19 protein-coding genes, 1 rRNA gene and 2 pseudogenes are annotated in these 24,298 nt (G+C 56.7%); 17 read left to right on the top strand and 5 right to left on the bottom strand.

Features of this window, described 5'->3' with window-relative positions:
• Positions 1 to 131: 131 nt before the first annotated feature.
• Both FDY98_RS02105 and tyrS read right to left on the bottom strand, forming a co-directional pair.
• Positions 132 to 1,663: ribosomal RNA gene (locus tag FDY98_RS02105) — 16S ribosomal RNA — on the bottom strand.
• A gap of 453 nt (positions 1,664 to 2,116) precedes the next feature.
• Positions 2,117 to 3,316 (bottom strand): tyrosine--tRNA ligase, encoded by a 1,200-nt coding sequence (tyrS, locus tag FDY98_RS02100; protein WP_009287950.1) that lies wholly within the window; start codon positions 3,314 to 3,316, stop codon positions 2,117 to 2,119.
• 145 nt (positions 3,317 to 3,461) lie between these two features.
• On the opposite strand from tyrS, the gene FDY98_RS02095 reads away from it, so the two are divergent.
• Positions 3,462 to 4,601 (top strand): anhydro-N-acetylmuramic acid kinase, encoded by a 1,140-nt coding sequence (locus FDY98_RS02095; RefSeq protein ID WP_027958271.1) that lies wholly within the window; start codon positions 3,462 to 3,464, stop codon positions 4,599 to 4,601.
• Positions 4,602 to 4,827: 226 nt separating this feature from the next.
• Here the strand turns inward: FDY98_RS02095 and FDY98_RS02090 are convergent, their stop codons facing one another.
• Entirely contained in the window at positions 4,828 to 5,871 is a 1,044-nt protein-coding gene (locus tag FDY98_RS02090) for a type IV pilus twitching motility protein PilT (protein ID WP_027958270.1), read from the bottom strand.
• A gap of 32 nt (positions 5,872 to 5,903) precedes the next feature.
• Between FDY98_RS02090 and FDY98_RS02085 the strand changes: the two genes are divergently transcribed.
• From FDY98_RS02085 to FDY98_RS02060, 6 genes are all read left to right on the top strand, one after another.
• Positions 5,904 to 6,620, top strand: a complete 717-nt coding sequence (locus tag FDY98_RS02085) for a YggS family pyridoxal phosphate-dependent enzyme (RefSeq protein WP_027958269.1) — start codon at positions 5,904 to 5,906, stop codon at positions 6,618 to 6,620.
• 55 nt (positions 6,621 to 6,675) lie between these two features.
• Positions 6,676 to 7,500, top strand: a complete 825-nt coding sequence (gene proC / locus FDY98_RS02080) for a pyrroline-5-carboxylate reductase (protein WP_027958268.1) — start codon at positions 6,676 to 6,678, stop codon at positions 7,498 to 7,500.
• A gap of 55 nt (positions 7,501 to 7,555) precedes the next feature.
• Positions 7,556 to 8,149, top strand: coding sequence for a YggT family protein (locus FDY98_RS02075; protein ID WP_009287945.1), 594 nt, complete (start codon positions 7,556 to 7,558; stop codon positions 8,147 to 8,149).
• Positions 8,150 to 8,366: 217 nt separating this feature from the next.
• Entirely contained in the window at positions 8,367 to 9,593 is a 1,227-nt protein-coding gene (gene metX, locus FDY98_RS02070) for a homoserine O-succinyltransferase MetX (RefSeq protein WP_009287944.1), read from the top strand.
• Complete coding sequence (gene metW, locus FDY98_RS02065) at positions 9,593 to 10,186, top strand: methionine biosynthesis protein MetW (protein ID WP_027958266.1); 594 nt, start codon at positions 9,593 to 9,595, stop codon at positions 10,184 to 10,186. The genes metX and metW overlap by 1 nt, the downstream gene beginning before the upstream one ends.
• Before the next feature lie 39 nt (positions 10,187 to 10,225).
• Complete coding sequence (locus FDY98_RS02060; RefSeq protein WP_027958265.1) at positions 10,226 to 10,675, top strand: DUF4426 domain-containing protein; 450 nt, start codon at positions 10,226 to 10,228, stop codon at positions 10,673 to 10,675.
• Here FDY98_RS02060 and sfsA read toward each other — a convergent pair.
• Together sfsA and FDY98_RS02050 are read right to left on the bottom strand one after the other, a co-directional pair.
• A complete protein-coding gene (gene sfsA / locus FDY98_RS02055; RefSeq protein WP_196518082.1) occupies positions 10,647 to 11,399 on the bottom strand; it encodes a DNA/RNA nuclease SfsA in 753 nt (250 codons plus the stop codon). The genes FDY98_RS02060 and sfsA overlap by 29 nt on opposite strands.
• Positions 11,399 to 12,558 (bottom strand): annotated as a pseudogene (locus FDY98_RS02050) (aminotransferase class I/II-fold pyridoxal phosphate-dependent enzyme). Before FDY98_RS02050 ends, sfsA begins: the two are co-directional and overlap by 1 nt.
• Positions 12,559 to 12,773: 215 nt before the next feature.
• On the opposite strand from FDY98_RS02050, the gene dksA reads away from it, so the two are divergent.
• The 10 genes and pseudogenes from dksA (at position 12,774) to panC (ending at position 24,274) form a co-directional block, all read left to right on the top strand.
• Entirely contained in the window at positions 12,774 to 13,211 is a 438-nt protein-coding gene (gene dksA / locus FDY98_RS02045) for an RNA polymerase-binding protein DksA (protein WP_007111809.1), read from the top strand.
• A 101-nt stretch (positions 13,212 to 13,312) separates the two neighbouring features.
• A complete protein-coding gene (gene gluQRS / locus FDY98_RS02040) occupies positions 13,313 to 14,224 on the top strand; it encodes a tRNA glutamyl-Q(34) synthetase GluQRS (protein ID WP_027958262.1) in 912 nt (303 codons plus the stop codon).
• Position 14,225: 1 nt separating this feature from the next.
• Complete coding sequence (locus FDY98_RS25855) at positions 14,226 to 14,402, top strand: hypothetical protein (protein WP_007111811.1); 177 nt, start codon at positions 14,226 to 14,228, stop codon at positions 14,400 to 14,402.
• Between the two features lies 1 nt (position 14,403).
• Positions 14,404 to 17,351, top strand: a pseudogene (locus tag FDY98_RS02035) (ATP-binding protein).
• The gene (locus tag FDY98_RS02030) at positions 17,329 to 18,723 is read left to right on the top strand and encodes a sigma-54-dependent transcriptional regulator (protein ID WP_027958260.1); all 1,395 of its coding nucleotides are present in this window, start codon (positions 17,329 to 17,331) and stop codon (positions 18,721 to 18,723) included. The pseudogene FDY98_RS02035 and the gene FDY98_RS02030 overlap by 23 nt, the downstream one beginning before the upstream one ends.
• Before the next feature lie 926 nt (positions 18,724 to 19,649).
• A complete protein-coding gene (gene pcnB, locus FDY98_RS02025) occupies positions 19,650 to 21,032 on the top strand; it encodes a polynucleotide adenylyltransferase PcnB (protein ID WP_027958259.1) in 1,383 nt (460 codons plus the stop codon).
• Positions 21,032 to 21,517, top strand: a complete 486-nt coding sequence (gene folK, locus FDY98_RS02020; RefSeq protein ID WP_027958258.1) for a 2-amino-4-hydroxy-6-hydroxymethyldihydropteridine diphosphokinase — start codon at positions 21,032 to 21,034, stop codon at positions 21,515 to 21,517. The genes pcnB and folK overlap by 1 nt, the downstream gene beginning before the upstream one ends.
• Positions 21,518 to 21,810: 293 nt before the next feature.
• Positions 21,811 to 22,251 (top strand): hypothetical protein, encoded by a 441-nt coding sequence (locus FDY98_RS02015; RefSeq protein WP_155705670.1) that lies wholly within the window; start codon positions 21,811 to 21,813, stop codon positions 22,249 to 22,251.
• A gap of 299 nt (positions 22,252 to 22,550) precedes the next feature.
• Entirely contained in the window at positions 22,551 to 23,342 is a 792-nt protein-coding gene (gene panB, locus FDY98_RS02010) for a 3-methyl-2-oxobutanoate hydroxymethyltransferase (RefSeq protein ID WP_155705669.1), read from the top strand.
• Between the two features lie 59 nt (positions 23,343 to 23,401).
• A complete protein-coding gene (gene panC / locus FDY98_RS02005) occupies positions 23,402 to 24,274 on the top strand; it encodes a pantoate--beta-alanine ligase (RefSeq protein WP_027958255.1) in 873 nt (290 codons plus the stop codon).
• Positions 24,275 to 24,298 lie beyond the last annotated feature (24 nt).

Here is a 24,298-nt window from a genome sequence, read left to right as displayed (position 1 = left end):
AAGACCTTTAAGACCTTAAAAGCTATTTTTTCTTTTTAACGTGAAAAAAACAGAGCCACTTATCACTGCGTATCAACAGTATTCTGATCAGGTAATTCATTGTGGACGCTTACTGACTGTGACGCATCGTTTAAGGAGGTGATCCAGCCGCAGGTTCCCCTACGGCTACCTTGTTACGACTTCACCCCAGTCATGAACCACACCGTGGTGATCGCCCTCTTGCGTTAGGCTAACCACTTCTGGTGCAGTCCACTCCCATGGTGTGACGGGCGGTGTGTACAAGGCCCGGGAACGTATTCACCGTGACATTCTGATTCACGATTACTAGCGATTCCGACTTCACGGAGTCGAGTTGCAGACTCCGATCCGGACTGAGACCGGCTTTAAGGGATTCGCTGACTCTCGCGAGCTCGCAGCCCTTTGTACCGGCCATTGTAGCACGTGTGTAGCCCTACCCGTAAGGGCCATGATGACTTGACGTCGTCCCCACCTTCCTCCGGTTTGTCACCGGCAGTCTCCTTAGAGTTCCCGACATTACTCGCTGGCAAATAAGGACAAGGGTTGCGCTCGTTACGGGACTTAACCCAACATTTCACAACACGAGCTGACGACAGCCATGCAGCACCTGTCTTACAGTTCCCGAAGGCACACCAGAATCTCTTCCGGCTTCTGTAGATGTCAAGGGTAGGTAAGGTTCTTCGCGTTGCATCGAATTAAACCACATGCTCCACCGCTTGTGCGGGCCCCCGTCAATTCATTTGAGTTTTAACCTTGCGGCCGTACTCCCCAGGCGGTCGACTTATCGCGTTAACTTCGCCACAAAGTGCTCTAGGCACCCAACGGCTGGTCGACATCGTTTACGGCGTGGACTACCAGGGTATCTAATCCTGTTTGCTACCCACGCTTTCGCACCTCAGTGTCAGTGTCAGTCCAGAAGGCCGCCTTCGCCACTGGTATTCCTCCCGATCTCTACGCATTTCACCGCTACACCGGGAATTCTACCTTCCTCTCCTGCACTCTAGCCTGACAGTTCCGGATGCCGTTCCCAGGTTGAGCCCGGGGCTTTCACAACCGGCTTATCAAGCCACCTACGCGCGCTTTACGCCCAGTAATTCCGATTAACGCTTGCACCCTCCGTATTACCGCGGCTGCTGGCACGGAGTTAGCCGGTGCTTCTTCTGCGAGTGATGTCTTTCCTACCGGGTATTAACCGATAGGCGTTCTTCCTCGCTGAAAGTGCTTTACAACCCGAGGGCCTTCTTCACACACGCGGCATGGCTGGATCAGGGTTGCCCCCATTGTCCAATATTCCCCACTGCTGCCTCCCGTAGGAGTTCGGGCCGTGTCTCAGTCCCGATGTGGCTGATCATCCTCTCAGACCAGCTACGGATCGTTGCCTTGGTAAGCCATTACCTTACCAACTAGCTAATCCGACATAGGCTCATCCAATAGCGGGAGCCGAAGCCCCCTTTCTCCCGTAGGACGTATGCGGTATTAGCCTGGGTTTCCCCAGGTTATCCCCCACTATCGGGCAGATTCCTATGCATTACTCACCCGTCCGCCGCTCGTCAGCGGGTAGCAAGCTACCCTGTTACCGCTCGACTTGCATGTGTTAGGCCTGCCGCCAGCGTTCAATCTGAGCCATGATCAAACTCTTCAGTTTAAGATCTATGTTCTTACGCCACCCGAAAGTGACAAAGCGAACCAAACTTGGCTCAAGGTTCAAACGAATTCATTAGATCAAAACAATCCTTTAAAACTTATTCTTGACCGCTTGCCTTGATATTGGTGATTTGTCACCAACATCAGCAAGCGCCCACATGAATTACCTGATCAAATTGTTAAAGAGCTGTTTCGCTGCGGTGGCTAGCTAATAAACCAACTGGGCCACACGGCTTGCCGTTGAACTGGCTTGCCTCAGCGAGGAAGGCGTATTCTACGCATTTCCTGGTGTTGTCAAGGCGTTTTTCGATGACTGACCACACAACCTGCTCTAACCTCCTGACAAACCAAGCTTTTACACTTATTCACCGCTGGTAACGCTTGGCGTCCCCGGCAGCGGATGCGTACTTTACGGATTCGCTGACGGGTTGGCAAGGGCTTTTTGACAGAAAGTTCAAATAAGCGTCACACGAGCGTAACGTTTCTTACCAGCTTGAATAACATAGCTCTTACCTGTCGCCAGCATAGTGTCTTTGGCAACGACGTCGCCGTCGACTTTAACTCGGCCATTACCCAGCATGTCTTTGGCTTGGGCACTGTTATTCGCAAGCTCAGCTCTATTAAGCACTGCTGCAATAGGTGCTTGCTCACTGCCCTCAAAATCGACCGTGACTTCCGGCAGATCTTCTGGCAGCTCGCCATCAGCCAGTTGATTACCCGCTGACTTGTGCGCACTGGCGGCTGCTTCATCGCCGTGGTAGCGGGCAATTAGCTCACGGGCCAGCTCCATTTTGATATCCCGCGGGTTCGCGCCCTGCTCAACGCTCTGCTTGAGCGCGTCAATCTCTTCGTTCGATTTCAAAGAGAGCAGCTCAAAATAGCGCCACATCAAGCTATCCGGCATGGAGACCAGTTTATTGAACATGGAGCCCGGCGCTTCATCGACACCAATGTAGTTGCCCAGGGACTTCGACATCTTCTGCACGCCGTCTAACCCTTCCAACAGCGGCATGGTAATGACCACCTGGGGCTCCTGGCCGAAGTGTTTTTGAATTTCGCGCCCCATCAGCAGGTTGAACTTCTGGTCAGTGCCGCCCAGCTCCACGTCCGCCTCAAGCGCTACCGAGTCGTAGCCCTGTACCAGCGGGTAGAGAAATTCGTGAATGGCAATGGACTGATTGGCTTTATAGCGCTTTTCAAAGTCATCCCGTTCCAGCATACGGGCGACGGTGCTTTGGGCAGCCAGCTCAATCATTTTGGCAGCGGAGAGCTCGCCAAACCATTCGGCGTTAAAACGTACCTCGGTCTTTTCAGGGTCGAGGATTTTAAACACTTGCTCTTTATAGGTTTCGGCGTTGGCTTTCACATCCTCTTCAGTGAGCGGTTTGCGCGTCACGTTCTTACCGGTAGGGTCACCAATACGCCCGGTAAAGTCACCGATCAAAAAGATAACCGTGTGCCCCAAATCCTGAAACTGGCGCATTTTGGTCAGCAATACGCTGTGCCCCAGGTGTAAGTCAGGGGCCGTGGGATCAAAACCCGCTTTGATACGCAGTTTGCGGCCTGAAGCCAGCTTCTGTTTTAGCTCATCCTCTACCAGGATTTCATGCGTACCCCGCGACAGCAGCGCTAAAGCCTGATCCACCTCACTCATTGCCTCTCTCCACTATAAAGAACCGCCCTTACCGGGCTCAGGTGATAAATAGCCGACGATGTTACCATGCTCGCTCGCCTTGGTTGAGCCTTGGTTTCGCTCTCACCCTGGTTTAGTCTCAGCCCAGCTTTGTACGAGTTCGCTTATGAAAACGCCTACCGCTACGCCGCTTTACTATATTGGCCTGATGTCCGGCACTAGTCTGGACGGTATCGATGCAGCACTTATCGCCATCGAAGGTGATTCGCCGCCGCACCTGTTGGCAACCCATGCCGAACCGATGCCGGACGAGCTTCATCGCCTACTGTTTAAGCTGTGCCATGCAGAGCAGGTCAGTTTTGCGCAGCTCGCAGCAGCGGAACACGCGTTCTGCCAATGCCAGGCCCAAGCCGTGCAGCACTTATTAGCACCCCTTTCAGTGGGTATAGAACAGATCAGTGCTATCGGCAGTCACGGCCAAACCATTGAGCATGCCCCCGCAGGCCACAGCGACGGCCCGGCGTATACACTGCAGTTGGATAATCCAAGCTTGCTGGCAGAACTCACCGGCTGCACGGTGGTCGCCGATTTTCGTCGCAGAGACTTAGCCGCAGGCGGTCAAGCGGCACCGCTGGCACCGGCCTTTCATCAGGCACTATTTGGGCGAGCAGACGCGCATCAGCTGGTACTTAATTTAGGCGGCTTTGCCAACCTCACCTGGCTTTCTAGCCAGCCGACCGATCCAGTGATCGGATTTGATACCGGCCCCGCGAATGTTTTACTGGATGGCTGGTTTGCCTTGCACCAGGGCGGCCGCTTTGACCAGGACGGCGACTGGGCCGCTAGTGGAAAGATAGATGAAGCGCTGTTAGCTCGGTTGTTATCAGAACCGTTTTTCCAGCAACCACCGCCGAGAAGCACAGGGCGTGAGCTGTTTCATCTGGATTGGCTACGAAAACATCTTAGCGGCCAGGAAGCCGCCGCCGATGTTCAGGCGACGCTGGCTGAACTCACCGCCGTCAGTGTCGCTCACGGCATTGAACAACTGCGGATCGGTAGTGGCCCGCTGACGCTGATCACCGCTGGCGGCGGCGCCCACAACGCCTATTTGATGCAGCGCCTTGCCTATCATCTCCCTCGCGCCACGCTCACTTCGCCAGCGGCGTACGGCTGGCCTGAAGACTGGATTGAAGCGGGCGCCTTTGCCTGGTTGGCGCACCAGCGTCTGCACCACCTGCCAGGCAACTTGCCCTCAGTCACCGGCGCGCAGGGCCCCCGGGTATTGGGCGGAATCTATGCCCCCTAATACTCATTGTTTGAATACGCCCCTAGACCTCAAAGAAAAGCAGTGGGTACGTCACAAGGCTTAGGCTTTTATACGAAAAGTCGGCGAGCGAAGGTCAGGCAAGGCAAAAAAACGGCGAAAAAGCGGAGTTTACGGAGTGTAAATGAGCATTTTGATCGGACTCGCGCACGAGCCGTTATTTAACACAGCATGGCCGAGCGCAGGCAGTTTTCGTACAAAGCCTAAATTATTCATCTTTTGCGGCGAGAGTGCCTTTAGCCTGAGCCTGGGCTTCCTCTATGCTTACAACGCCCTCATTGACTAACCGAGACAGCGCGGCATCCAGCGTTTGCATACCCAGGCTACCACCGGTTTGAATGGCTGAGTACATCTGTGCCACTTTGTCTTCGCGGATCAAGTTGCGCACTGCAGAAGTGGCCATGAGGATTTCGTGGGCCGCTACGCGCCCGCCGCCCTGACGTTTAAGCAGCGATTGCGACACCACTGCCTGGAGCGATTCCGAAAGCATGGAGCGCACCATGGCTTTCTCTTCGCTGGGAAAAACATCGATGATCCGGTCGATTGTCTTGACGGCAGAGGTGGTATGCAGCGTTCCCAGCACCAGATGACCGGTTTCAGCAGCGGTCAGTGCTAAGCGGATAGTCTCCAGATCACGCAGCTCGCCGACCAGAATCACATCCGGGTCTTCACGCAGCGCGCTACGCAACGCATCGGCAAAGCTATGGGTGTCGCGATGCACTTCGCGTTGGTTAATCAAACAGCGCTTGCTAACGTGGACAAACTCGACGGGGTCTTCAATGGTGAGAATGTGCTCGTAACGATGATCGTTAATGTAATCGATCATGGCGGCCAGCGTGGTGCTTTTGCCCGACCCCGTTGGCCCAGTCACCAGCACCAGGCCCCGCGGTAACATCGCCAGGCGCTCGAACACCTCACCGAGCCCAAGGGTTTGTATGGAAAGTACTTGATTGGGAATGGTGCGAAACACCGCCCCCGCCCCGCGAGCTTGAGTAAAGGCGTTAACACGAAAGCGGGCGATCCCCAGCACTTCAAAGGAAAAATCAATTTCCAGGTGCTCTTCGTAGTCGCGCCGCTGACGATCATTCATGATGGCGTAGATCAATCTGCGCACATCGTTATTATCGATAGCGGGCACATTGAGCCGACGAATATCGCCATCAACACGTATCATGGGCGGTAAACCGGCCGAAAGGTGCAAGTCAGAGGCATTCTGCTTTGCCGAGAATGCTAGCAGTTCGGTAATATCCATCTCTCTTCCCAGCTGCGGTAAGGTGCTTGAGTATGACAGACATCGCGCTTAACGAGTCACTCGGCCATTCATACGCTCAGGCGCTTGAACGCCTGCATAATGCACTAGAAAACGCGGGGCGCGCCCAGGGTGCAGCCAAGCTACTGGCCGTCAGCAAAACCAAGCCTGCGGCGATGATTCGTCAGGTTTGGCAGTTGGGTCAGCGTGAATTTGGTGAAAACTATTTGCAAGAAGCGCTGGAAAAGCAGGCCGAACTTACTGATCTTGACGGCATTGTATGGCATTTCATTGGCCCCCTGCAGTCCAACAAAACCCGCTCTGTGGCCGAGCACTTTGACTGGGTACACAGCGTCGATCGGCTAAAAATTGCCAAACGCCTTAACGAGCAGCGCCCAACGCACCTTGCGCCGCTCAATATCTGCCTGCAGATTAATATCAGCCGAGAAGAGAGCAAAGCTGGTGTGCTGCCCGAGGAGTTAGAGGAATTGGCTAGGGAAGTCGCCACACTGCCTAATCTGCGCCTGCGCGGTTTAATGGCGATCCCCGCTCCAACAGAGGATATAAGTGCTCAGCGCCAGCCTTTGGCAGCACTACGCGAAGCTTTTACCGCCTTACAAAGCAGCTTGCCAGACGCGCCCCTTGATACGCTCTCGATGGGCATGAGCGACGATTTAGAAGCGGCGGTGCTGGAAGGCGCCACGCTGGTGCGTTTGGGCACTGCAATTTTCGGCGCTCGCCCATCGGCTTAGACGAAAAGTAGCCCACTTTTTTACGTAGAACACTTTTACTTAAGGGACACCTACCATGGCGAATAAGATTACCTTCATTGGGGCCGGCAATATGGCCAGCGCCATTATCGGCGGCCTAATCGACAGCGGCGTTGCGCCTTCCACGATTACCGCCACCGCGCCGAATGACAGCGAACTGACATCGATTAAACAACGCTTAGGCATCAATACAGACACCGACAACAATGCGGCGGTGGCTGAGGCCGATGTGGTGGTACTCGCGGTGAAGCCGCAAATCATGCGCAACGTATGCGAAGTGTTGCGCGACAGCGTTCAGCGCCAGCAGCCGTTGGTTATCTCGATTGCTGCCGGCCTGGATGCCGGCACGATCGACCAGTGGCTAGGCGGCCAGAATGCCATGGTACGCTGCATGCCCAATACGCCCTCGCTGGTCGGTTATGGCGCCAGCGGCCTCTACGCCAATGCCAACGTCAGCGATGCCCAGCGTGACGTGGCCACCCAGTTAATGGAAGCGGTCGGCATTGTGGAGTGGGTGGAAGAAGAAGCCCTGTTAGACGCAGTCACCGCTGTTTCGGGCAGTGCCCCGGCCTACTTCTTTCTGATGTTCGAAGCCATGGAAGAAGCCGCAGTTAAACTCGGTCTACCTGCCGCCACCGCGCGCCGCCTGGCTATTCAAACCGCGCTGGGTGCCGCCACCATGGCACAGCAGAGCGATAAAGACCCCGCCACGCTGAAACAGAACGTCATGTCGCCGGGCGGCACCACCGAACGTGCCATTCAACATATGGAAGAGGCACAATTGCGCACCACGATTGCCGACGCCATGCAGGCCTGCGCCGACCGCGCCCAGGCAATGGCCAAGGAACTAAGCGGCAGCTAATGCAGCCATTCGGCTAACACAGCCTAAGCTACCGGATCATCAAGGAGACATAATAATGGGCAATGAATTGGGCAGTGCAGGGTTAATGCTGGTAAATACCCTCATCAATATTTACCTCTTTTTACTCATGCTGCGCTTCCTGCTGCAGGCGTCGCGGGCGGATTACTACAACCCGTTGAGCCAATCGGTGGTCAAAATCACCCAGCCGGTAGTGGGGCTATTTCAAGGCTTTTTAGGCCCTGTGGCTGGCCGCTTCGACCTCGCCACCTTAGCAGCAGGCTTTGTATTGAAAGTGGCTAGCATCATCGCCATTTTTATGGTGATTGGCGTTGGCATGCCGCCCATTGCTGGACTGCTGATTGCCGGTGCGGCCGCCTTGGCGAATGCAATTTTAAAAATCTACTTCTTCGCCCTGATTGTGATGATTATTTTGAGCTGGGTAGCGCCCAACGCCAGCCATCCAGGTGCGCTGCTGGTTATGCAGTTGGTAGAGCCGATTATGGCCCCGGTACGCAAAGTGATTCCTCCGCTGGGCATGATTGACCTATCGCCTATCGTGGTGTTTATCGCCATTAACCTGATCGATGGTTTGGTGGTCGGCGCCCTGATTCGTGCGGCGGGCATTTCCGGCGCGCTGGTCGGGCTATGATGGCAACTGCCATCTCCGTATTCTTAGCAAGGAAGCCTCTGATTAACGTAATGAGCGCAGGCCAGACAAGGCAAAAATCAACGAAAAAGCGGAATTTACGGGTTGTAAATGAGCATTTTGAGGCGATTTTTAACGCCGCATGGGCAAGCGCAATAGTTAAGCAGAGGTTTACAGGATCTACTTCAGTCGCCCTCTTTCAGCAGGACTAGCGCCTTCAATGCCTGACTCAGACACGCTTGCATTTGCAGACCGACCGGCGGGCTCCGTCGGCGTGGTCACCCCGCACGTGGCACGCTTCGACACGCCGCTAGCTCTCGCCTGCGGCAAAGTGCTGCCTGCCTACGAGCTGATTTACGAAACCTACGGCACATTGAATGCCGATCGCAGTAACGCGGTGCTGATTTGCCACGCGCTCTCGGGTCACCACCACGCCGCGGGCTACCACAGCGAAGAAGACCGCAAGCCCGGCTGGTGGGATGCACATATTGGCCCCGGTAAAGCGATCGACACCAACCGCTTTTTTGTTGTGTCGCTTAATAACCTGGGGGGCTGCCATGGCAGCACCGGGCCGGTCAGTCATAACCCCGACACCGGCCGCCAATGGGGGCCTGAGTTCCCCATGGTCACGGTGAGCGATTGGGTGGCCAGCCAGGCGCGGCTTGCCGACCACCTGGGGATTGAGCGCTGGGCCGCCGCGGTGGGCGGCAGCTTGGGCGGTATGCAGGTGATGCAGTGGACAATGACCTACCCGGAACGGGTGGCTAACGCGGTGGTGATTGCCGCCACGCCTCGACTCTCGGCGCAAAATATCGCTTTTAACGAAGTAGCCCGTCAGGCAATTCGCTCTGATCCGGAGTTTTTTGACGGTTGGTATGCCGAGCACGACACCGTGCCCAAACGCGGGCTAAAGCTGGCCCGTATGGTAGGCCATATCACCTACCTGTCAGAAGACGCCATGGGCAGCAAGTTTGGCCGCGATTTGCGTAGCGACGACCTTAACTTCGGCTTTGACGTTGAGTTTCAGGTGGAGTCCTACTTGCGCTATCAGGGCGACACTTTCTCCACCGCCTTTGATGCCAATACTTACCTGCTGATGACCAAAGCGCTGGACTACTTTGACCCGTCCGCGACCCAAGGGGGCGACTTAGCCAAAGCCCTGGCCCCAGCGCAGTGCCCGTTTTTGATTGTTAGCTTTACCACCGACTGGCGCTTTCCGCCCTCGCGCTCCCGCGAGCTGGTCGATGCACTCATTCGTGCGGGCAAAGCGGTTAGCTACGCCAACATCGACTCGCCCCATGGGCACGATGCTTTCTTACTCTCAGAGCCGCGCTACGACGCCATCTTCAGCGCTTTTATGAACCGCGCTGCCGGCGAGCTTAACCTCGCCGAAGTGGGTAAAGATGAAGCAAGCGAAGATGCAACGAGCTCAGAGGAGACGCCATGATGCGCGCCGATCTTGAACTGATTTATGACTGGGTGCCCGAAGGGGCGCACGTGCTCGACCTCGCCTGTGGCGACGGCGAGCTGCTTGAGACCCTGGCGAACAATAAAGGCGTGACTGGCTATGGCTTAGAGATCGACCATGACGGCATTAATGCCTGCGTCGCCCGGGGCGTCAGCGTGATTGAGCACAACCTGGATGACGGTTTAAGCAGCTTCTGCGATAACAGTTATGACCAGGTAATCATGACCCAGGCGCTTCAGGCGCTGCGCCGTCCGGACAAGATGCTCGATGAAATGCTGCGTGTCGCCGAAGAGGGCATCATCACTTTCCCCAACTTCGCCTACTGGCGTCACCGTGTTCATTTGGGTCTGCGCGGCTATATGCCGGTATCCAAATCGCTGCCCCACGCCTGGTACGACACGCCCAACATCCATCTCTCAACGTTCAACGACTTTGAGCACCTGTGCCGCGAGAAAGGCTTGATGATTGTTGATCGCGCGGTGGGCGTGGGGGATCATCAAGGTCACTGGAAATCGCGGCTATGGCCCAATCTATTTGGTGAAATTGCCATTTTCCGCGTTCGTCGCCGCTAGATATTCATCGCGCTTAAACGTAACCCAAGGAGCCACGCCATGTTACGCAGATTAATGATGAGTGCCGCCCTTATCGGCATGCTCTTCGCCGCCGCTGGGGCCCACGCTGAGCAGTTCGTCAGCGTGGGCGATTACGAGATTCACTACAGCGCGGTGAACAGCAGCTTTTTGACTCCGGAAGTGGCCCAAGCGAACAACCTCCAGCGCAGCGCCAACCGCGGTCTGGTTAATGTAAGCGTTCGCGAGCGCCAGGAGGATGGCAGTACCCGCCCCGTTAACGCCAGCGTGCAGGGCCACGTTAGCGGCTTGACGGGCGCTCAGGAGTCACTCAGCTTTCGCACCGTGCATGACGGCGATGCGACCTACCACCTGGCGCCTTTTACCCTACTCGACGATGAGAACATGCGCTTTGAGCTAAGCGTGCGCTACGACCGCAACGCCGCCCCCGAGCCGGTTAACTTTATTCAGCGTTTTTATATTGATCGTTAAACCGTACAGGCAGGCTGCGGGTTAACCGCACTCCAATGGGGCGCTCTTGCTCCCGCACCACCTCAATACCATAGGCCAGCACTTCCACCCCGCTGGCCGAGGCCTCCGCTAGGGCTGCCGCGTAAGTCGCGTCAATATGGGCTGCGGCGGCCACGTCAGCTATGCCTTCATGGGCGACACAAAACAGCAGCACCGCCCGTTCGCCCTGCTCTGTCAACACTCGCAGCGAATGCAGATGCTTGGTACCGCGCACGCTCACCGAGTCCGGAAAGTAGCCGTGGCCGTCCTGCTCTTTGAGGGTGACCTGCTTCACCTCGATATACGCCCGCCCCCGCTCTGGGTCATCCAGCCTAAAATCGAGGCGGGCGTCGGCCACTTTCACCTCCCGGCGCAGAGTGGCGTAGCCTGCCAACGGTGCCAAAGCCCCCGCCTCCAGCGCCGCTTCCACGATGCGGTTAGCGCGGCCGGTATGCACCGAGGCGAGCGCCACCTGCCCATCCGCTTGGGGCAGCTCGATAAACTCCCACGTCCAGGCAAGCTTGCGCTTGGGGTTATCGCTGGGTGACAACCACACTCGGCACCCTGGCACGTTCACCGCCTTCATCGAGCCGGTATTGGGGCAGTGGGCGACGACTTCGCGACCATCATCCAAACGCACATCGGCGAGAAAGCGCTTATAACGCTTGATCAGCGTGCCCGGCACCAGCGCCGGATAAGTCAGCATCACAGCCTGCCCACAAAGCGTGTAATCCGCGCCACCGCCTCTTCCAGCCGAGCCACATCATTGGTGAACGCAATGCGCACATGGTGTTCGCCGCCACGTACGGCAAAATCAATACCCGGGGTAATCGCCACGCTCTCCTCCTGCAATAAGCGCTCGCAGAAGGCCTGGCTATCGCGGCTGTAGCGGGAGATATCCAGCCACAAATAAAACGCCCCCTGGGGCGGGAGATCCGGTGCCAACCCCAAGCCTGCAAGGCCCTCCAGCAGCACTTGGCGGCGCTCTTTCAGGGTTTCACGGCGCTGTTCAAGAACACCACGACACTCGGGCGTAAACGCCGCCAGGGCGGCATGCTGCGAAGGCGTCGGCGCGGCCAGAAACATGTTCTGCGCCAGCCGCGTTAATGGCTCCACTGCATGCTCTGCGCCACCAGCCAGCCCAGGCGCCAGCCGGTCATACCAAAATATTTGGAGAAGCTGTTGACCACAAAGGCGTTGGCGGAGAGCGAGGTCGCTGAGAGCGGTGCATCGTCGTAGTTGAGGCCCTGGTAGATCTCATCGACGATGACCTCGCCTTCGCGCTCAGCGACCGCTGCCAGCACTGCAGAGAGCTGTTGCGCGCTCAACGTGTGGCCGGTAGGGTTAGAGGGCGACGCCAACATCGCTAGGCTTGTGTCCTCACGCCAATGCTGGGCGACCAGGGCAGCGTCCATCTGCCAGCCGCTATCTCGCCCCACGGATACCGCATCAATCTCAGCGCCAGCTAGCGCCATAAAGTGACGATTGCAGGGGTAGTTAGGGTCAGCCATCAGCACCCGCGAGCCGGTTTCGACTAATAACTGGCTGGCCAGCAGCAGCGCCCCCGACGCCCCGGGCGTTACCAAAATACGCGCAGGATCCACCGTAGCGTTAAAGTGCTCGGCGTAATGTCCGGCGATCGCCTCGCGCAGTGCGGGCAGCCCAGCCGCTGGGGTGTAGCGGGTATGGCCACTGGCCAACGCCTGCTGCCCGGCAGCGATAATTGGCTCGGGGGTAGCAAAATCCGGCTCGCCTACTTCCAGGTGAATCACATCGTGGCCGGCGGCTTCCCGCGCCTGGGCCATTTCCAGCAAATGCATGACCCGAAAAGGGGCAACGTGATCGACACGCGAATTCCAGGCCATAACGGCTCCTTCATCTAATCATTTTTGAAACTGGACAAATATTGAAAAACTAACTAAAACATGGCGCTAGTCATATTCAAGGCCAAACATTCATCGAAAGCTCACCATTATGCTTGCAACCCAGTCATTTTTCAGCTAAACAAGCATCCCTTTGGCGTGAGATCGTGACAATCGCTCATGGTCGATCAGTAGTCACATATGTAAGGGGCAGTCCCATGCCAGTAGCAGAAAAGAAACCGGAAGCGTCCAAGTCCTTCACTCCGTATGAGCCAGCGCCGGGTGAAGAGTATATGAACGAGCAGCAGCTAGCGCACTTCCGTCAGCTGCTGCTGGATTGGAAACAGGATCTCATGGAAGAGGTGGATCGTACCGTACGCCACCTGCAGGAAGATGCGAACAACTACGCCGACCCCGCCGACCGTGCTACCCAGGAAGAGGGCTTTAGCCTGGAACTGCGTACCCGGGATCGCGAGCGTAAGCTGCTCAAGAAAATTAACGAGACGCTAGATAACATCGATGATGATGATTATGGCTTCTGCGAAGCCTGCGGCGTTGAAATCGGCATTCGTCGTTTAGAAGCTCGCCCCACCGCCACCCTTTGTGTGGATTGCAAAACCCTGGCGGAACTCAAAGAGAAACAGCTAGGCGGCTGAGCACTAAAAGACCGTGCTACTCGAACGCGGGCACCTTAGGGTGCCCGTTTTTGTGAATGGCTTTTTGTGAACAATCAGCCCCTTTCAACAACGACGCTACTATGAATGATTTTGCTCGCTACCGTGGTCGCTTTGCTCCTACGCCCTCAGGCCCGCTGCACTTTGGCTCTTTGGTCGCCGCCTTAGGCAGCTATTTAGATGCCCGCGCGGCCGATGGGCAGTGGCTGGTGCGCATTGAAGATATCGACCCACCGCGCTGCCCTGAAGGTGCGGCGAGCACTATCCTTCGCCAGCTGGAAACCTTCGGGCTGGAGTGGGACGAAGCGGTAATGTGGCAGCACACTCGCGGCGATGCTTACCAACAGGCGCTTGACCAGCTTGTCCAACTCGGCCTGGCCTATCCCTGCAGCTGTTCGCGCAAGCAGTGGCAGGCGTTTGATATCTACCCCGGCTGGTGCCGCGATGGCGTTTGCGATGCGAGTAAACCGGTGGCCTGGCGGCTGCGCAGCGACCGTGGCGAGCGCCCTATCCGCTGGCAAGACCGGCTGTTCGGCGAGCAGCAGTTTGACCCGGCTGAACTAGGCGATGTGGTATTAAAGCGCAAAGATGACCTATGGGCGTATCAGCTCGCCGTGGTAGTGGATGACGCCGAGCAGCAGATTACCGATGTGGTACGCGGGCTCGATTTGCTCGATAACACCCCTTGGCAGCGCCAATTGCAGAGCGCACTTCAGCTACCGCAGCCGCGTTACCTGCATCTGCCACTCATTGTGACCGCTGAAGGGCAAAAGCTCTCCAAGCAAAACCTGGCCCCTGCCCTGGCAGAAGACGAGCAGAAAGTGCGCCAGCAGCTCTTTCAGGCGCTGGAAGCGCTTGATCAAGCGCCGCCACAAGAACTGGCCTCAGAGCCCCCCGCGACTCAGCTACACTGGGCGGTAGCGAACTGGTCGTTGGCACGTTTAAACCCAACGGCACACCGTTTAAATCCCTCTTCACCTCCAGTAGGAGATTGATATGTATGTCTATCGCATCATGCTGTTTTTGGTGTTTGGCGGCTACCTGCTCTCTCCGCTGCTGATGAATGGCTGGAGCGACCCTGAGGCCGCCTGGTACCGGCCGTTTGCGATTTGGGGTGGGTTGATTGCGTTAACCCTCTGGCTGGAGCAGAAGAGAAAGCTTGATGAACGTTGAGATGCACGTTGAGATAGTCGGCGTCCTACTGCTTGGGCTGGGTTACCTGGCACTGCTGTTTGGCTGCGGTTTTGCGGTAGAGCGCGGCTGGGTGCCGGTGCGTATTACCCGCCACCCGATTGTTTACACCCTTGCCCTGGGTGTTTATGCCAGCGCCTGGGCGATTTACGGCAGCGTGGAAATGGCTGCCCACGCGGGGTTTGGCTTCCTCGCCTACTACCTGGGCGCAGCGGGCGCCTTCTTGCTCGCCCCTGTGCTACTGGTGCCCATCCAGCGCATCACCCGCACCTATCAACTAACGTCATTGGCGGATCTGTTTGCCTTTCGCTTTCGCTCTCGTTGGGCGGGTACGCTGGTCACCATCGTCAGTCTACTGGCGGTGCTGCCACTGCTCGGCATTCAAGTCCAAACCCTGGGCGAAGCCATCAATATCATCACCGCCAGCCAAGCGGGAGGTAGCGTTGCGCTACTTTTTTGCGCCGTAATTGCCGCCTTTGCGGTTATTTTCGGTGCCCGCCACAGCCAGTCTCACGGCCGCCACGACACTCTGCTTAGCGCCATTGCGTTTGAATCCATTGTTAAACTGCTGGCCATGCTGGGGCTCGGCGTGGTGGCGCTATGGATGGTGTTTGACGGCCCAGGCGACCTGCAGCTGTGGCTGGAGGGCCCTGGCGCTCTCCTCCAACAACAGACACCCAAACTTGACCCGGCCCAGTGGCGAACTCTCCTGCTGCTGTTTTTTGCGGCGGCGTTTATGATGCCGCATCTGTTTCATATCAGTTTTTCAGAAAGTCTATCCCGGCATACCCTGCTACAAGCGAGCTGGGCGCTGCCGCTTTTCCTGCTATTAATGGCGCTACCCGTACCGTTGATTTGGTGGGCCGCGCAATCGGTCAATCCCGACATACCCATCGCCGCCTATGCCGCCTACCTAATGACCGAACACTGGTGGGTAGGGGCGCTGGCGTTTATCGGCGGGCTAGCCGCCGCCAGCGGCACCATGATTATGATTGCGCTGGCGCTTTCCGGCATGGTGCTTAATCATATTGTACTGGTAGCGAGGCCCCCGGAAGCGCGCAGTGATCTCTACGGCTGGCTGCTGTGGCTGCGCCGTGGGCTAGTGGTCGCTGTGATTATCAGCGGCTGGGTGTTTTACCAGTGGGTAGGTCGCCATCATGGGCTTATCGGTTTGGGATTAGCCGCGTTTGTCGGCATGGCCCAGTGCCTGCCTGGCATGCTGGCGCTGCTCTACTGGCCGGGCGCTAACCGTAAAGGCATGATTATTGGCCTCATCGCAGGCGTCGGCGTATGGCTATGGGGGCTATGGCTGCCGCTCATGTTCTCGCTACCCGTACCGACGCTGCCCTTTACCCCGCTTACCGACACTGGTGCGCCGGTTTGGTACAACGTCACGCTGCTCTCGTTAGCGGTCAATATCCTGCTGTTGATTGTGATATCGCTGTTTACGCGTATTTCTGAAGGTGAGCAGTCCGCCGCGGAAGCGTGCTCCGTCGATGCCGTTATCCGCTCCAAGCGCTTTCCACTGGAAGCCGCCACAGCGAGCGATTTTTCGACTCACTTAGCCCACGCCCTCGGCGATGAGGCGGCTAGCCGTGAAGTGAATCGGGCATTGCAAGCACTCAACTTAACGCCCCAGGAGCGCCGTCCCTACGCGCTGCGTCGCTTGCGTGACCGTATTCAGGCCAATCTCTCGGGCCTAATGGGCCCATCGGTGGCACGGGATATTGTTGATCGCTATCTACCCTACCGCCACGACGACACCCCTGAAACCGACGATATTCACTTTGTCGAAAGCCGCTTGGAAGCCTACCGGTCACGCCTGACAGGGTTAGCCCGTGAACTCGACGGCTTGCGCCGCCATCATCGCCAAACCCTGGCGTATTTACCGGTGGGGCTGTGTGTTCTGGGCGATGATGATGAGCTGCTAATGTGGAATCAGGCGCTCTCTCAACTCTCGGGTATTAGCGGTGAAAGCGTGATCGGTTCACGCCGCGACAGCCTACCTGCCCCCTGGCCCGGCCTACTCGGTGGCGTGCTGGAAACCACGTCAACACCGCTCTACAAACAGGCGGTCACGCTGCACGGTAAAGACTATTTTTTGACCCTGCACAAAGCGATTCTCAGCGGTAGTGACAGCCGTGGCGGCAGCGTTATTCTGATTGAAGACCATACCGAAATGAAGTGGTTAGAAGATGAGTTGGTGCATGCAGCACGCCTTGCCTCCATCGGCCAGTTAGCCGCTGGGGTCGCCCACGAAATTGGCAACCCGATTACCGGCATCTCGTCGCTGGCGCAAAACCTCCGCTACGACACCAACGATCCCGCCCTGCTGGAGACCGCCGACCAAATCCAGCAGCTAACCCAGCGGGTCACCAAAATCGTTAACTCACTGGTTGGTTTTGCCCATGGGGGACGCCAATCGGTACCGCTCCCTGCCTCACCTGTGGCACTTGCATCCATTAGCGAAGATGCACTGCACTTGATCCACCTCGCCCGCTCGGGAGAGGATGTTACCTTAACCAATGAAACGCCTGACGACGTGGTGGTGCGCGGCGATGCCCAGCGATTAACGCAAGTGATGGTCAACCTGCTGAGCAATGCCCGGGATGCCTGCGGCCAAGGGGAGAAGTTCACATGACCGCAGGGCGCCACGAGCAGCTTGCATGGTGGCGGATAACCGATAACGGTCAGGGCATCGACCCACGAGTGCGCGAGCACCTATTCGAGCCCTTTACCACCACCAAACCCGCCGGCGAGGGCACCGGTCTGGGCCTTTCATTGGCCTACCAGATTATCAATGAGCACCAGGGTAAAATAGACGTGGCTTCGCCACCCCCCGGACAGCCTCGCGGCACGGCCATTACGTTATGGCTGCCGCTTTACCAACAGGATGATCAGCCAACCCATGCCCAGGATTCTGATTGTTGAAGATGAAGCGATTATTCGCAGCGCGCTAAAGCGCCTTCTGGAACGCCACGACTATACGGTCAGCGAAGCAGGCAGCGCTGAGGAGGCCAGCCAGCTTGAGCTCGCAGGGTTCGACCTCATCATCAGCGACCTGCGTCTGCCGGGCGAACCGGGCACCTCGCTGATCACCGCCGCAGCCCCCGTGCCGGTATTGATCATGACCAGCTACGCCAGCATGCGCTCTGCGGTGGAAGCGCTCAAACAGGGGGCCGTGGACTACGTTGCCAAGCCCTTTGACCACGCGGAGCTATTGGAGACCGTTGAGCGGATCCTGCACAAGCAGTCGATGCAGCAGAGTCCGCCCCCGGATATCACCGATGCAGGCGGCAGCCGGCAAACCATGATCGGCAACTGCGTTGCCATGCAGCAGGTCTACACCCGCATTAGTAAAACCGCCCCGGCCGATGTCACCGTATTGATTCTTGGCGAGTCAGGTACCGGCAAGGAGCTGGTGGCACGCGCCATTCACCAGCAGAGCAAGCGCGCCAAGGCACCATTGATCTGCGTCAACTGCGCGGCGATTCCTGAAACGCTGATCGAATCAGAGCTGTTTGGCCATGAGAAAGGCGCTTTTACCGGCGCCAGCGCTGCGCGCACCGGGTTAGTCGAAGCCGCTGATGGCGGTACGCTATTTTTGGATGAGATTGGTGAACTACCGCTGGATGCCCAGGCGCGTCTGCTGCGCGTTCTTCAAGAGGGTGAAATCCGTAAAATTGGCTCGGTGGAAACCCGCCACGTCAATGTCCGCCTGATTGCAGCCACCCATCGTGACCTGCGAGCACTGTCAAAAACCGGCGAGTTCCGCCTTGATCTTTACTACCGACTGAACGTGATGCAGATCGAGCTGCCGCCGCTGCGCGAGCGCGAGGATGACGTGCTTGAGATCGCCGACATTCTGCTCGACAAGGCGTGTAAGCGCCACGAACGCACGGGCCTGCGTTTGTCCCGCGCAGCCCGCCAGGATCTGCGCGACTACCCTTGGCCGGGTAACGTTCGCGAGCTGGAGAATGCCCTTGAGCGCGGAGTGATTCTTGCCGAGGGGCATCTGATCCATCCGGATGACCTGGGTCTAGCGCCGACCACCCCACGCCCCCATCCGTCCTCTGGCTCGTCCAGCACACCTGCTGCCAGTGGTGGCGGTGATAAAAGTGCTGAAGAGAATGAAGATGATCTCTCTTTAGAAGATTATTTTCAGCACTTTGTCCTCGAACACCAAGACCAAATGAGTGAAACCGAATTGGCACAAAAACTGGGCATTAGCCGTAAAAACCTTTGGGAACGACGCCAGCGGCTTGGCATACCGCGCAAAAAAACCGCCCGGCGCCCAGGTTAAGCACCTGGGCATTGCTATCCACTCGCGCCTCCACACCACCCCTACGACCATCGTCTAATATACTGATTTAAATAAGAAATATTCTGCCTTTCGCTACCCAGGTACTGTTACCTTCCCACACAACGCCGCGCACAAACGGCCGCGAAAGGGGTAACACTTCTCGCGCCGTAAAGTTCCTCAGCGACTTAAAAAACTCCAACCTTCTGAAATTTATAATTTATTAAATAGGTGGCACAGGGCCTGCAGTATTACTGGGTAAGAAAAACAAACTGGGCATAGCGCCAGGTCACCAACAAAAACAACATGACCTCGCCACAACCTGAGCCACAACAAAAACAACAGGGCCAGGTAGAGATAACGGTACTAACAAGAACAACAGGCTTGAATCTCATTACTTGCTTGCGCAGGCAACACAGGCGCAGCGAACAACAACAAAAGTTAGCAAGTGGCCCGAAAGGACGCGACGTACAATGTGACTTGGCATCCTAACAACAACAATAGCTGTCAGTGTGTACACCCGGCGCCAATAATAATACCCTGGGGGAGAAAAGTTCGCGGTTGGATTATTGTTTTGAATACGAGGCGGTCGGAACCATCGTGATCCTTACGCCTACCGACTGCGGTGCGTATTCAGGGCGATGTGCCATCATGAAGAAAAATAGCAGCACGGACGCTGATTAATTGCTTGATAGGGGAGGCTCTTTTAGCCTCCCCTTTCCGTGTTTGGAGCCTGGGTTTAAAACCTGTGTTAGCCCCCGCCAGCGTCAAGTGCTTTGCAAGCCGCTACTTTGCAAGCCGCTCTTTGCAAGCCATGAAGGGTCGGCTACACTCAGCCACTCGTGGTTTATGTTCAGTACTCGTTTGACGTGTTTTCTAACGACTATTTTTACGACCATTTTTTCGTACCTGCGAGTTGAAATCGTCGCATGTTTAAAGGATTTACCCGTTTCCTACACAGCCCGGGGGAGCAATTGAAAACCTTGCTTGATCCCCAAGAGAGCACCACCAGCGCCCTCACTCCGCGCAACATCCCTCGGTCAGAGCACCCTGTTTCTCGCCAGCATATTAGCGATGCCGCGTTAAAAGTGCTTTATCGCCTTAGCGGCGCGGGTTTCGACGCCTATTTGGTGGGCGGCTGCATTCGTGATGCGCTGCTGGGCAAGATGCCCAAAGATTTTGATGTCGCCACCAACGCCACGCCAGAGCAGGTTCGCGATCTATTTCGTAACTCGCGCCTGATCGGCCGCCGTTTTCGGATTGTCCATGTTCGCTTTGGCCGCGAGGTCATTGAGGTCACCACCTTCCGTGGCAAACCCCAAGACGAGCATGGCGACCACATTGCCCATCAGTCCGATGAAGGGTTACTGCTACGCGACAATGTATGGGGCAATATCGAAGAAGACGCGCTGCGCCGCGACTTTACCGTTAATGCGCTCTACTACAATATCGCCGACTTCAGCATCACCGATTTTGCCAATGGTGCCGAGGACATTAAGACCCGCACCCTGCGCCTGATTGGCGACCCGGCGACACGCTACCGCGAAGACCCGGTACGTATGCTGCGGGCGGTGCGTTTTGCGGCTAAGCTGGATTTCACGCTAGACCCCGCCACTGAAGCGCCGATGTACGATCAGGCGCCGCTGCTGCTGCAGATTCCCCCAGCGCGGCTATTCGATGAAGTGCTCAAGCTGTTTATGTCGGGCCACGGCTTGGTTACCTTCCGGCTGCTCAGCCACTACGGCCTGTTCGGTATGCTGTTCCCCGAGGCCGAAGAAGCCATGGCCGATGCCGCCTGGGCCGAAGAGCTGATTGAGCAGGCGCTGACCAATACCGATAAACGTATCGCCGAAGAGCGCCCCGTCACCCCGGCCTTTCTGCTGGCAGCGTTTTTATGGGCACCAGTCAAACATCGTCAGGAAGCTCTGGAGCAAGAAGGCATGCCGCCTATTCCCGCGCTTCAAGCAGCCGCCCAACAGGTGGTCTCCCGTCAGTTAGAGTTCACATCGATTCCCAAGCGCTTTGGCATCCCGATGCGGGAAATTTGGGAATTACAGCAGCGCCTACCCCAGCGGCGCGGTAGAAAAGCCTTTCAAACCCGCGAACATTCGCGTTTCAGAGCGGGCTATGACCTGCTGCTGCTGCGCGAACAGGCGGGCGAGATACCGAGTGGTTTAGGCGAATGGTGGACGGCGTTTCAGCGCGGCGATGAGCACGAACAGCGCCGCTTACTGCAAAAAGTTGGCGGCGACCCCGCCAGCCAGGGCGACCGTCGTCGTAAACGGCGCCGAAAGCCGAGCGCGCCAGAGTAGTGGGTACTCCTCCCCAGCTCGCCTATATTGGCTTGGGTAGTAATCTAGAGTCGCCTATCGAGCAGGTTCGCGAGGCCCTCAACGAGCTGGCAATGCTACCGCTAAGCCGATTGGTGGCAGCATCATCGCTTTACGCCAGCCGCCCGGTGGGGCCGCAGGATCAGCCGGACTTTATCAACGCGGTGGCCGCGCTGGAGACACGGCTCTCGCCGCTGGCGCTACTCGACCAGCTTCAGGCGTTAGAGCAGCAGCATCGCCGCCGCCGCCAGCGCCGCTGGGGGCCCCGAACGCTCGATCTTGACCTGCTGCTCTACGCTAATGACACTATCGATACGCCACGCCTACGCGTGCCGCACCCGCAAATAACTGCCCGGGCCTTTGTACTGCTCCCCCTCGCAGAGATCGCCCCCTCTCTAGACCTTCTCCAACAGCCGCTATCTGCATGGCTTGAACGTGTTGAGTCACAAGACTTGCTCAGGGTTTAGTGCGCTTATCCCATCTGACACTTAGAACTTGGGCTTGAGGTTACTGCTTTCAATACCTAGCCAGCGTTTCAAACTCATGACTGTAGAAGTGCAACTAAAGTGCGAAAAGGCACGTTTTCAGCTCTATGTTTAGGCTTATAGAACCTTTGCCCTTAGGTTCATCGCAGGCTAAGCTTACTTAAAGTAGCTGTGATTAATTTAGCGGGCTCTAGAGCTTGCTTAAACACCTCATGCTCACTAACTCATTAGCTACTTGATTTTCCAGAACAAATCAATTCATGAGGCATCAAGAAATGAGTGTATCAGGCATTAACAGCCAACTGTCATACGCGGTAACTGGAAACGTTAATTCATTCAAGGAGATGACACCCCACGCAAGAAAAATGACGGAATCTGAGATGGCGGAGATGAAGAATCTTCCTTCTATACATGAACACGCTGCTCAACAAGCTGGGCGTCCCGACAATTCGCCAGAGAATTTATTTGCTGAAATAACGGTTCACGGCAAGGTGGTAGCCAAAGTATGGGATACCGGATTGGCGCAAACGCCCAGAGACCTACAGCTAAATATGGATGGCGGGGGTTTGTCATTTGCTCAGGAACGTGCCGAGGAAATAGCAAAAAAGCTAGGTGGTGAGATAAATTACGCCACAAAGGCAAGTTCTGACACTACGCAGCCAAACTCTTATAGCTTTTCGGATTCACTAGCTCGCATTCTTAACAGCTACCGTTGAGAGATAAAAATCTTCACCCACAGATAACCGTGCATCACCTCTACTATGCTGGCATCGCTGGCAGAGTTTACACTCTCTAGCTCGTGGCCAGCATTCGCTGTCATTTGACGACAGACTAAAATACCCTCCCCAGACACCGAGTGTGCGGCTAACGCTACCATTTGACACAAATCTCGACACCGACACCCCATTCAGGTAACAATTGCCGGTTACGCCACTTCGCGTATGCAGGGATGCAGCATCAATAATGGTCGGCTGCCTATGTCGCAGCGGCCTCACGTAAAACATGAGAGCACGCCATGAAAACCGTCACCCTAAGCACGCTGCAGGCCTATAAGCAGGCTGGCGAGACATTCAGTTGCCTAACCGCTTACGACGCCTCCTTTGCCCATGCGGCAAGCCAGGCAGGCATTGATGTCCTGCTCGTCGGTGATTCGCTGGGCATGGTGCTACAGGGCCATAACAGCACTCTGCCCGTCACTATTGAAGACATCGTTTACCACACCCGCTGCGCGGCACGTGGTAAAGGCCATAGCCTGCTGATGGTGGATCTACCCTTTATGAGCAACGCCACCACCGAGCGCCTGTTGGAAGATGCCGGTGCCGTGATGCGCGCGGGAGCGGAACTGGTCAAGCTGGAAGGCGAAGCGTGGATGGCCGATGGCATTCGTGAACTCACCCGCCGCGGCGTACCGGTATGTGCCCACCTGGGCTTAACCCCACAAACCGTGCATCAGCTAGGTGGCTATAAAGTTCAAGGGCGCGACGCCGCTCACGCTGAGCGCATCATTAATGACGCAAAAGTGCTTGTCGAGGCGGGCGCCTCGGTGATTCTGCTTGAGTGCGTCCCTGCCAGCCTGGGCAAAGCGGTCACCGAAGCGCTGGATGTACCGGTGATTGGCATTGGCGCAGGGGCGGATACCGATGGCCAGATTCTGGTGATGCACGATGTGCTGGGCGTCACCCACGGATGCACACCGCGCTTTGTGAAAAACTTTATGGTTGAGGCGGACAGTATTCAAACTGCGTTTCAGCGCTACCATGAAGCGGTCAAAACACGCACTTTCCCAGCCCAAGAGCACTGCTTTTAAAGATGACGGTTAAGACATCTAGTCTATCGACCACCTTTTGTCACTAATACGAAACGACTATGCGCACTTTGCGAGACATTGATCAGCTACGCAGCACGCTGCGAGATTACCGCCAACGCGGCCAGCGTATTGCCCTGGTACCCACCATGGGCAACCTACATGCCGGGCACCTAGCGCTGGTCGCCTGCGCGCGCCAGCACGCCGATATCGTGGTCGCAAGCCTGTTTGTCAATCCGATGCAGTTTGGCCCAGGCGAAGATTTAGACGGTTACCCGCGTACCTTTGATGCCGACCAAGCGCAGCTTATCGAGGCTGGCTGCGACGTGCTGTTCGCCCCGGCGGTGAGCTCGCTCTACCCCAACGGCTTGGACGCCCAGACCCGCGTGCATGTGCCCGTGGTGGGTGAGGGTCTGTGTGGTGGCTCACGCCCCGGCCATTTTGACGGTGTCTCCACCGTGGTTAGCATGCTGTTTAATTTGGTGCAGCCCGACGTCGCCTGCTTTGGGGAGAAGGATTACCAACAGCTTGCGGTGATTCGTAAGCTGGTGTGCGATCTGCACATGCCGATCGAGATTATCGGCGTGCCCATCGTGCGCGCAGAAGATGGCCTGGCACTGTCATCACGCAATGGCTATTTAAGTAGCGAGGAGCGTGCAATCGCCCCTGCGCTTTACCGCACGCTGTGTACGCTTCGCGATGCGCTAGAGCGCGGAGAACCTATCGAAAAGGTACTACACCAGGGCAACACCGCGCTGTATGATGCGGGCTTTACGCTGGACTATTTGGAACTGCGCGATGTCACGCTAGGCCCCATTAACCTAGCGACCCGCCATGCGGTACTGCTGGCCGCCGCCAAGCTGGGCCCGGCGCGATTAATCGACAACCTCACTGTTCAACTCCCGGCCAGCGCTGCCACTACTGGCAGAGAATAAACAAACAACGGGTAAAAATAGGAA

Origin of the sequence: Halomonas sp. PA16-9 (assembly GCF_009728585.1) — a bacterium.
Classification (GTDB): Bacteria; Pseudomonadota; Gammaproteobacteria; order Pseudomonadales; family Halomonadaceae; genus Vreelandella; species Vreelandella titanicae.
This window is presented reverse-complemented; position numbering and strand designations above follow the sequence as displayed.

Bases quoted from the DNA above. Each gene is read 5' to 3' on its own strand.
- tyrS (WP_009287950.1), bottom strand. From the start codon at position 3,316: ATGAGTGAGGTGGATCAGGCTTTAGCGCTGCTGTCGCGGGGTACGCAT.
- FDY98_RS02095 (WP_027958271.1), top strand. From the start codon at position 3,462: ATGAAAACGCCTACCGCTACGCCGCTTTACTATATTGGCCTGATGTCC.
- FDY98_RS02090 (WP_027958270.1), bottom strand. From the start codon at position 5,871: ATGGATATTACCGAACTGCTAGCATTCTCGGCAAAGCAGAATGCCTCT.
- FDY98_RS02085 (WP_027958269.1), top strand. From the start codon at position 5,904: ATGACAGACATCGCGCTTAACGAGTCACTCGGCCATTCATACGCTCAG.
- proC (WP_027958268.1), top strand. From the start codon at position 6,676: ATGGCGAATAAGATTACCTTCATTGGGGCCGGCAATATGGCCAGCGCC.
- FDY98_RS02075 (WP_009287945.1), top strand. From the start codon at position 7,556: ATGGGCAATGAATTGGGCAGTGCAGGGTTAATGCTGGTAAATACCCTC.
- metX (WP_009287944.1), top strand. From the start codon at position 8,367: ATGCCTGACTCAGACACGCTTGCATTTGCAGACCGACCGGCGGGCTCC.
- metW (WP_027958266.1), top strand. From the start codon at position 9,593: ATGCGCGCCGATCTTGAACTGATTTATGACTGGGTGCCCGAAGGGGCG.
- FDY98_RS02060 (WP_027958265.1), top strand. From the start codon at position 10,226: ATGTTACGCAGATTAATGATGAGTGCCGCCCTTATCGGCATGCTCTTC.
- sfsA (WP_196518082.1), bottom strand. From the start codon at position 11,399: ATGCTGACTTATCCGGCGCTGGTGCCGGGCACGCTGATCAAGCGTTAT.
- dksA (WP_007111809.1), top strand. From the start codon at position 12,774: ATGCCAGTAGCAGAAAAGAAACCGGAAGCGTCCAAGTCCTTCACTCCG.
- gluQRS (WP_027958262.1), top strand. From the start codon at position 13,313: ATGAATGATTTTGCTCGCTACCGTGGTCGCTTTGCTCCTACGCCCTCA.
- FDY98_RS25855 (WP_007111811.1), top strand. From the start codon at position 14,226: ATGTATGTCTATCGCATCATGCTGTTTTTGGTGTTTGGCGGCTACCTG.
- FDY98_RS02030 (WP_027958260.1), top strand. From the start codon at position 17,329: ATGCCCAGGATTCTGATTGTTGAAGATGAAGCGATTATTCGCAGCGCG.
- pcnB (WP_027958259.1), top strand. From the start codon at position 19,650: ATGTTTAAAGGATTTACCCGTTTCCTACACAGCCCGGGGGAGCAATTG.
- FDY98_RS02015 (WP_155705670.1), top strand. From the start codon at position 21,811: ATGAGTGTATCAGGCATTAACAGCCAACTGTCATACGCGGTAACTGGA.
- panB (WP_155705669.1), top strand. From the start codon at position 22,551: ATGAAAACCGTCACCCTAAGCACGCTGCAGGCCTATAAGCAGGCTGGC.
- panC (WP_027958255.1), top strand. From the start codon at position 23,402: ATGCGCACTTTGCGAGACATTGATCAGCTACGCAGCACGCTGCGAGAT.